This window comes from Magnetococcales bacterium, assembly GCA_015231175.1.
Classification (GTDB): domain Bacteria; phylum Pseudomonadota; class Magnetococcia; order Magnetococcales; family DC0425bin3; genus HA3dbin3.
Genome location: JADGBZ010000106.1, coordinates 1 through 9,009, shown reverse-complemented (window position 1 = coordinate 9,009; position 9,009 = coordinate 1). Strand labels below are relative to the sequence as shown.

Genomic DNA, 9,009 nt, shown 5'->3' with positions numbered 1-9,009 from the left:
TGTGGCCCATCAGAGGCCGAATTTGAAGAGGGGTGGGTCCATCCCATCACCAGGGCGCTGCCCTTGACCCGCCAGGGAGCCAGCCCCCTGGACCCCAATTCCACCCGACAAAGGCTTTCATAATCCAAGCCTTTTTTGAAAGGGTTCTGAATAGTGACTCTGCGTCAACGATTGCAAAACGACCACGTTATGAGAGAGACTTGCAGCCGGGAATGAGGAGAAGTCTTTTCAGCCGAGACAGTGATGGTTTTATGGACGTGGTGGTCTTATGAGATTGCTCGGGATTCGGATCATGGGGGGTGTGCTGCACCTCGGCGGGCCGTTGCTGATCCTGGCCGTTCTTTTGGGGTGGATCGCTCTGGATTCGGCGCAAAGCATGCTGAAAATGCAGGTTTTTCAACACTTGACCACCACCCGGGAGGTGACTCGGGAGACCATTGAGGAACACTTTCGGGGCATTGTGGGTCGGTGTCAAACCCTGGCGCGTGACCGGGAAGTGGTGGAAGCCATGCAACAGCTGCGTGGAACTTTCGCCCCCGGCAGAGAAGGCGCATCGGACCAAGCCTCTGCTCCAGTCGCTTCCAACCAGCCATTCACCCGATATCACCCCCTGTTTCGGGAGTTTCGGCACACCCATGGCTTTGCCGATATCCTTCTCCTGGATGCCGACACAGGATCCGTTGTCTACACGACACGCGAGGAGGCGGATTTTGTCACCGCCCTGTGGCGTGGACCTTTTGCGGATGGCAGCCTGGACTCCCTGGTACACAAAGCCCTGTCTCTGGAAAACGCCGGTCAGGTGATCCTGGAAGATTTTACGCCGCATCCCCCCGTGTACGGAGAACCCGCAGGATTTGTCGCAGCCCCGATCCTGGACGGCAAACAGAAAATCGGGGTTTTGGTTCTGCAAATCTCCGAGAAACCCCTACAGACCATCATGACACACGCCGGGCAATGGGAAGCGGTCGGCCTGGGACGCACGGGCGAGAGCTATCTGGTTGGCGCCGACTTTAAAATGCGCAGCGACAGCCGTCCTTTCCTGGAAAATCGGGAATCCTTCCTGGCCACTCTGCAAAAGAACGGGCTCTCCCAGACAGCGGTGGCCACCCTGGCCAGCCAGGGGCGAACCATGGGACTTCTTGCCATTCGCAGCGGGGCTACCGAAGCAGCGTTGGCCGGGAAAAAGGGCACCGGATCCTTCCCGGGCTATCGGGGCGAACCGGCATGGGTGGCCTATGCCCCGATCACGATTCCCGGTTTGCATTGGGCCATCATCAGCGAAGTGGCAGCCGATGACGTGTTGCAACCCCTCGTGGCCATGCGGACCCGTATCATCTTTTACGCCATTTGGTTGATTGTCCTGCTCCTGGGAGGAGTGGCGGGTATCGGCTGGCTGATCGACCGTTTCGCCCGAGGGGGCAGCGTTCAACGACAACCCCTGGATTCCGCGCCAGCCACACCCCGATCAAGCGCCACTTCGCCCGGATCGACCCGCAGTGATGCATCCCGACAACCACCGGCCTGGATCTCCGAAACCACTCTGCAAACCAGATCACTGGCGGCCAGTCTGCCCATGTTGACGGACATGAAGGGAGAGTTGACCCAGGAGGCGGGAAAAAACAGTGAGTTGATCCAACATATCGCCGATGACAACACCCAGGTGCGTCAGCATATGGTCAACATGCAGGGTTCCATCAGGGAGACCGAATCCCGGGTGTCGGCCACCGGCATCGCCGCCGAGGAGCTGAGCCGCAACCTGACCACCATTGCCGCCTCGGCCACCTCGGCGAGCGATCATATCATGACCGTGGCCTCGGCAACGGAAGAGATCACCGCCAATATCACCGACGTGAACCAAAACCTCCAACAGGTGGACAACTCCGTTCACTCGGTCGCCCAGTCGATCCAGGCGGTGACCCGCTCCCTGGAGGGGGTCAGGGGACGTTGCCTCCTGGCACGGGAAATTTCTGAAAGCGCCAAAGAATCGGCCCGACATTCCCAGGAGGTCATGCAGCGGTTGGAGTCTGCCAGCCGGGAAATCAGCAAGGTGGTCGAAGTCATCAACGATATCGCCGAACAGACCAACATGCTCGCCCTGAACGCCGCCATCGAAGCCGCCGGAGCCGGCAGCGCGGGCAAGGGGTTTGCCGTGGTGGCCAATGAAGTCAAGGAACTGGCCCGCCAGACAGCCAGCGCCACCGACATGATTGCCGGGCACATCGTGGAGATCCAGGGTGTCATGAACGATGTCAGCGGCGCCAATGACCAGATCACCGAGAGTATCGGCAAAGTCCATCACGCCAACCGGGAGATCGCCGATGCCGTGGACGAGCAGACCCGGAGCGTCAACGGTATTGCTGACGCCATACAGACCGTGGCCCAGGCCGCTGCGGAGGTGACACACGCCGTCATGGAACTGGCCACAGCCACCCAGGAGGTCTCCCGGTCCACCAACGAGGTGGCCAGCAGCACAACCCAGATCGCCGCTTCCGCCAATCAGAGCGTTTTCGCCGGCAACAATCTGGTCGAACAAAACCGGGCCATTCAAGATGCTGCCACCGCCATGGCCGCCGCCATCGAGGAGAGTCAGAGCGCCGTCGAGAAGGCCGAGGACAGCCTGCAACAAATCTCCGCCAGCATGGGGCTGCTCAACGGACTGGCCAATCTGCTGGACATCCTGATCAACACGCTCAGCGTCCCGGTGGAAAAATTACAGGACACCGTGGTTGCTCATACCACGGAAACATCCGAACCTTTTGATATTCAAAACATCAAGCAGGCGCACCTCGCCTGGTTGCGGCATTTGCTGCGTGCCGTCCTGGATGGCGGAAACGATATCTCCCCGGACAAGGCCGGCGACGCGCATGCGTGCGATCTGGGACGATGGTATGACACCGAGGGCCAAAGGCTCTTCGGTCACCTGGAGTTGTTCCACACTCTGGGAAAGGTCCACGAAAAAGTGCATCTCACCGGCAAGGAGACGGTCCTTGCCGCCATGGCAGGAAAACGAACCGCCGCATCGGAAGGCATGGCCCGTTTCGACACCATTCGCCAGGAACTCTTTCAACTATTGGATCAGCTTTACATCGCATCGGCGGTCAAGGATCATGGCCCCGGGGTCGTTTTGCGTTCCTCGGGAAAAACGAAGAGAATTTCGTCAGCATAGACCAGTCCCATATCGCGCCGCGCCACCTCTTCCAGGACGTTGGGCTCCTTCTCCAGGGAGAGGATGTCAGCCTTGATGCGGCGGATACGCTCCGATATGTCGGCAATCTCCTTTTTCACGATCATCATCTGGTTTTCCGAGCGTCGCCAGCGCACCAGACCCTGATCTCCAAACCAGAGCATGTATTGCACCCAGCCATTGGCTGCCAGCAGGCACAAACCGATCCAGACCCATTTGGTTGACGAACCATTCGTATCCATCACATCGTCCTGGCGGCGGTGTTACAGTCACAACAAGGGAAGGCGCCCATGGTACACACTCTCTCTTCATCCCGCAGCGAACAGTTTCTGCGTTTTGCCATGGATGAGAAAATTCTCCTCTTTGGCGAGTTTACCACCAAGGCTGGCCGTTGTTCGCCCTATTTTTTCAATGCCGGTCTGTTCAACTCTGGCCGCACCATGGCCCGTTTGGCACGCCACTACGCCGACACCATTCAAGAATCCGGCATGGCCTTCGACATGATTTTCGGTCCCGCCTACAAGGGGATTCCCCTGGCGGTGGCCACGGCCATGGCCCTGGCCGACCATCATGGCCGGGATATCCCTTTTACCTTCAATCGCAAGAGCGTCAAGGAGCACGGCGAAGGAGGATCCCTTGTCGGCGCCCCTTTGCAAGGCCGGGTTTTGATCATCGACGATGTCATCAGTGCCGGCACCTCCATCCGGGAGTCCGTGGACCGCATCCACGCCGCCAACGCCCAACCCGCCGGGGTGGTGATCGCCCTGGACCGGCAGGAGAGGGGGAGCGGCGATAAAAGCGCCGTCCAGGAGATCACGGAACTCTACCACATGCCCGTCCTGGCCATCGCCCGGCTGACCGACCTGCTTGCGCTTCTGGGCGACACCCCGGAGCAAGCCGGCACCCATGCGGCCATTCTGGCTTACCGGCAGCGTTACGGGACGGAGACCCACCCAAAAAACGATTGAAAAACTGGGATGGAGGTCCAGGAGGAAGGGCTGCGCCTTTCCTCCTGGTGGGGTTCGGGGCAAAGCCCTGACAAAGGCCTTCACGTCCTGGCGTTTCCTGCTCCCCTTACTTGGGCTCCCCTTACTTGGGCTCCCCCTACTTGGGGCAATCCTTCATGAGCTTGACGGCCTTGGTGCTCCCCTTGAGGGGTACGGAGAACTGAAACTCCTTTGTTCCGTTGGAAAAACGCACCTCCATGGTGCGCCGCCGTTTGACCTCCTCCAGCAGCGAGTGGGTCTCTTTTTTCAGGTTGAGGTATTGCCACTCCCAATGTTCATCCTTGGCGTTGAGGCCGGGGGCAAAATCCACCTGGATCGAAGGTTCCTGATCGAACTGAATGACCATCGGGCCTTTGGCCAGGCCAATCTGGTCATGGAGGGTGAACATTTCGTCGTAATACGTGCCGCCATCAAAAAGCGCCAGGATGACCACAGGACGCCTTTCCAGGCTCATGGCGATCTCCAGCTTGCAGACCCCCTCCAGCTTGCGCACGGTGAAGACATCTTTCTGGTAAATCTCCTGGGCCTGGCTCCCGACAGGGAGCAGCAGCAACACGAGTGACAGAATCAAGGCAAATCGCATATCCTTATAACCTCCAGGAAGGATGACTCTACAGGCGTCGAGGAATCCTTTGCAACACGGGCCCGTCCCGGGTGGGGGTGGTTGTACCCGGAAGCCGTCCGCGGCACCTGACACCATCTTAACCCGCTTTTCCCCCGGTCGCCAACCGTCCATCAGGATGTCAGATCCAAAAAAGGAACCACCATGCCCCACACGTTATCCCGTTCAGACCTCTTCCGGCGATCCCTTGGCGAACGGATCCTGATCCTGGATGGGGCCATGGGCACCATGATTCAAAAATTGAATTTGACCGAGGAGGATTTTCGCGGCACGCGCTTTGCCGGATATCCTGGCTCGTTCAAAGGCAACAACGATCTGCTGGTTCTCACCCGTCCGGAGGTCATACGCGATCTGCATCGAGCCTACCTGGAGGCCGGAGCGGACATTCTTGAGACCAACTCTTTCAACGCCAACGCCATCTCCCTGGCCGATTATGGCCTCGGCGATCTGGTCTATGAACTCAATCGGGCTGCCGCTGCCCTGGCCCGCGCCGAGGCCGACCAGGCCCCCCTGCCACCCCGTTTTGTCGCCGGCGTCCTGGGGCCCACCAACCGGACGGCCTCCATGTCACCCGAGGTCAATGATCCGGGATTTCGCAACGTCACCTTCATGGAGCTGGTTCACACCTACCGGGAAGCCGCCCAGGGTCTTCTGGATGGGGGGGCGGATCTCCTCATGGTGGAGACGGTCTTCGACACCTTGAACTGCAAAGCGGCCCTGTTTGCCATCCTGACGTTGATCGAGGAGCGCCAACAAGACATTCCCATCATGATTTCGTTCACCATCACGGACAAGAGTGGCCGCACCCTTTCCGGGCAGACGGTGGCCGCCTTCTGGAACTCCGTAGCACATGCCGCACCCATCACCATCGGCCTCAACTGTGCCATGGGAGCGGCCCAGTTGCGTCCTTTTGTCCAGGAGTTGGCCCGGATTGCCGCAACGCACATCTCGGTACATCCCAACGCCGGGCTTCCCAACCCTTTCGGCGGCTACGACGAAACCCCCGCCATGATGGCGGAAACCATTCAGGAGTTTGCCCGCTCCGAGATGGTCAATATCGTCGGAGGGTGCTGCGGCACGACGCCGGAGCACATTCGGGCCATCGCCGCTGCGGTCAAAGAGGTGCCACCCCGGCCCCTCCCCGTCATTCCCAAGGCCTGCCGCCTGAGCGGGCTGGAGCCGTTGAACATCGACCAGGCATCCCTGTTCGTCAACATCGGTGAACGGACCAACGTGTCCGGTTCCAAACGTTTCGCCCGTCTCATGCGCGACCAGGATCTGGAGGAGGCTCTCCGGGTGGCTTCCCAGCAGGTGGAGAGCGGCGCCCAGATCATCGATGTCAACATGGATGATCCGATGCTGGATCCTCGCGCAGCCATGGTCACTTTTCTCCACCGGATTGCCGCCGAACCCGATATCAGCCGCATCCCCGTGATGATCGATTCATCCAACTGGGAGGTGTTGGAGGCGGGTTTGCAGTGTTTGCAAGGCAAGGGGGTGGTCAACTCCATCAGCCTCAAGGAGGGGGATGCCCCTTTTCTGCGCCAGGCCGGTTTGGCCCGGAAACTGGGAGCGGCGGTCGTGGTCATGGCTTTCGACGAGCAGGGGCAGGCCGACTCCCTCTCCCGGCGCAAGGAGATCTGCACCCGCGCCTATCGTCTCCTGACCGAAAAGGCCGGTTTCCCGTCTGAGGATATCCTGTTCGATCCCAATGTGTTTGCCGTGGCCACCGGCATCCCGGCCCATGACCGCTACGCCCTGGACTTTATCGAAGCGGCCCGCTGGATACGCGCCACCCTGCCCCATGCCCTGGTCTCCGGTGGAATCAGCAATGTCTCCTTCTCGTTCCGGGGAAACGATCCGATCCGCGAGGCCATGCATGCCGTCTTCCTGTACCATGCCATCCAGGCCGGTCTGGGTCTGGGGATCGTCAATGCCGGCCAGCTTGCCGTTTATGACAACATCCCGCCCCATCTGCGGGAGCGTATCGAAGATGTCATCCTTTGTCGGCGCGCCGATGCCACCGACCGCCTCCTGGAGGTGGCCGACAGCTTCAAGGGAGGAGCCGCCGTTTCCGTTGGTGATAACGCATGGCGCAACGATCCGGTCGATGAACGGATTCGCCATGCCATGATTCGGGGCCTGACCGAATTCATCGAAGCCGATACGGAGTTGGCCCGGCAGGCCGCCTCCCATCCCCTTGCCGTGGTGGAGGGGCCTCTCATGGCCGGCATGAACGCCGTGGGTGAGTTGTTCGGCGCCGGCAAAATGTTTCTGCCCCAGGTGGTGAAGAGCGCCCGGGTGATGAAAAAGGCGGTGGGGTATCTCATCCCGTTCATCGAGGCGGCCAAGGGGCCGGGGAGCGTCGCCAAACCACGCGCCCGCATCCTCATGGCCACCGTCAAGGGGGATGTCCACGATATCGGCAAAAACATCGTCAAGGTGGTGTTGCAGTGCAACAACTACGAGGTGATCGACCTGGGGGTGATGGTTCCCGCAGAGACCATCTTGCAGAGGGCTGTTTCCGAACAGGTCGACATGATTGGTCTTTCCGGGCTGATCACCCCTTCCCTCGAACAGATGATCGAAGTGGCGGGCGGCATGCAGCGTCTGGGGATGACCATCCCTCTGCTCATTGGCGGGGCCACCACCTCCCGGATCCATACGGCGGTCAAGATAGCCCCTTGTTATGACGGTCCGGTTTTTCATGTTCAGGATGCCTCCCGCGCAGCTGGCGTCATGTCCGACATTCTCAACCCGCGGCGCCATGCTTCCCTGGTGGAGGAGCTGCGTCATTCCCAACAGCAGGCGCGGGAGAGCCACCAGGTACGCCAGCAACAGGCCCGTCCGCTTTCCCTGGCCGAGGCGCGTGCCCACAAGCCACGCCTGGACTGGGTGGCCACGCCGCCCGCCCCCAAACCCCGACATCCCGGGGTGACCGTTCTGCGCAACTACTCCCTGGAGGTTCTCAAGGATTACATCGATTGGACCCCATTCTTCCACGTATGGGAGTTGAAGGGACGTTATCCGGCCATTCTGGAGAAACATCCCGAAGCGGCCCGACTGTTTCAGGATGCCCAGGAGTGGCTGGCACGTCTCATACGGGACGACTCCCTGACGGCGCATGGGGTGGTCGGGCTTTTCCCGGCCAACACGTTGGCGGATGATGACACCATCGCCATCTACAAAGACGAAGAGCGTTCCGACACCCACATGTTGGTTCATACCCAGCGGCAGCGACAGGCCCATCCCGATGGCCAGCCTTGCCGTGCCCTGGCTGACTGGATCGCTCCCCGCTCCAGCCATCTTCTGGACCACCTGGGATTTTTTGCCGTTACCACCGGTACAGGCCTGGATGGGATCGTAAAGCTGTTGGAACAGGAGGGTGATGACTATGGCGCCATCATGGTCAAGGCCCTGGCAGACCGTCTGGCCGAGGCTTTTGCCGAGCACCTCCATGAACGGGTGCGTCGGGAGTTGTGGGGTTATGTGCCGCAGGAAAACCTCGACAATGAGGCACTGATCCGGGAGGCCTACCAGGGGATTCGTCCTGCCCCCGGCTATCCGGCCTCGCCCGACCATGCGGCCAAGGTTGACATTTTCAAGCTTCTGGATGTCACGCAAAACACCGGAATCGAACTCACGGAAAGCTTCGCCATGTTGCCGGCAGCCTCGGTTTGTGGCTACTATTTTTCCCATCCTGGTGCGCGTTATTTCAGTGTCGGGAAAAATGAAAACAGCGCATGAACAAAAGGTAACTATTTCAGCACCCGGCCACGAATCGGGATCCAGCAACTGTCTTGACTGTCAAGCAGTTTCTGCCAGGGGGGTGTCCATGTTTTCATGTTTTTTATCATGACGTTGAGAATGGTTAGGAGCTTCCGCATGCAGGCCGTGAGTGCTACCTTCTTGGGTTTTCCTGCATCGACCAGGCGTTGATAAAAGCGGCGTATGACCGGGTTGAAACGAGTGGCCACCAACGTGCTCATGTAGAGGGTAGAGCGAAGTTCAGCGCGACCTCCCCATATGACTCGTTTTCCACTGTGGCGCCCACTGTCATTGTTCAGAGGAGCAACCCCTGCCAAAACGTAGTCGTTCAGAGACCCCTGGACCTGAAAGCCCAATGATGATTTGATGGGGACGATGTCGCAACAGATTGCAAGGTTCACTCCATGAAGCTTACTGACCACGATTTG

General features: G+C 59.6%; 5 protein-coding genes and 1 pseudogene. 3 read left to right on the top strand and 3 right to left on the bottom strand.

Features of this window, described 5'->3' with window-relative positions; all coding sequences use genetic code 11:
- The first annotated feature begins 268 nt into the window (after positions 1-268).
- Positions 269-3,166 carry a CZB domain-containing protein gene (locus HQL63_14995; protein ID MBF0178131.1) on the top strand — a complete coding sequence of 966 codons (2,898 nt, stop codon included), beginning with the start codon at positions 269-271 and terminating at the stop codon, positions 3,164-3,166.
- On the opposite strand, the gene HQL63_14990 is transcribed toward HQL63_14995, so the two are convergent.
- Positions 3,106-3,426, bottom strand: coding sequence for a septum formation initiator family protein (locus tag HQL63_14990; protein ID MBF0178130.1), 321 nt, complete (start codon positions 3,424-3,426; stop codon positions 3,106-3,108). The genes HQL63_14995 and HQL63_14990 overlap by 61 nt on opposite strands.
- A gap of 48 nt (positions 3,427-3,474) precedes the next feature.
- Between HQL63_14990 and pyrE the strand changes: the two genes are divergently transcribed.
- Positions 3,475-4,152, top strand: coding sequence for an orotate phosphoribosyltransferase (pyrE, locus tag HQL63_14985; GenBank protein ID MBF0178129.1), 678 nt, complete (start codon positions 3,475-3,477; stop codon positions 4,150-4,152).
- 136 nt (positions 4,153-4,288) lie between these two features.
- On the opposite strand, the gene HQL63_14980 is transcribed toward pyrE, so the two are convergent.
- Entirely contained in the window at positions 4,289-4,774 is a 486-nt protein-coding gene (locus tag HQL63_14980; protein ID MBF0178128.1) for a hypothetical protein, read from the bottom strand.
- Positions 4,775-4,957: 183 nt separating this feature from the next.
- On the opposite strand from HQL63_14980, the gene metH reads away from it, so the two are divergent.
- Positions 4,958-8,560: a methionine synthase gene (gene metH / locus HQL63_14975; GenBank protein MBF0178127.1), complete on the top strand. Its 3,603-nt coding sequence runs from the start codon at positions 4,958-4,960 to the stop codon at positions 8,558-8,560.
- A gap of 101 nt (positions 8,561-8,661) precedes the next feature.
- On the opposite strand, the pseudogene HQL63_14970 reads toward metH, so the two are convergent.
- Positions 8,662-8,898, bottom strand: a pseudogene (locus HQL63_14970) (IS110 family transposase).
- Positions 8,899-9,009 lie beyond the last annotated feature (111 nt).

What these genes read in the sequence shown, in the direction of transcription:
- pyrE (MBF0178129.1), top strand. Translation starts at nt 3,475, where the DNA reads ATGGTACACACTCTCTCTTCATCCCGCAGCGAACAGTTTCTGCGTTTT.
- HQL63_14995 (MBF0178131.1), top strand. Translation starts at nt 269, where the DNA reads ATGAGATTGCTCGGGATTCGGATCATGGGGGGTGTGCTGCACCTCGGC.
- metH (MBF0178127.1), top strand. Translation starts at nt 4,958, where the DNA reads ATGCCCCACACGTTATCCCGTTCAGACCTCTTCCGGCGATCCCTTGGC.
- HQL63_14980 (MBF0178128.1), bottom strand. Translation starts at nt 4,774, where the DNA reads ATGCGATTTGCCTTGATTCTGTCACTCGTGTTGCTGCTGCTCCCTGTC.
- HQL63_14990 (MBF0178130.1), bottom strand. Translation starts at nt 3,426, where the DNA reads ATGGATACGAATGGTTCGTCAACCAAATGGGTCTGGATCGGTTTGTGC.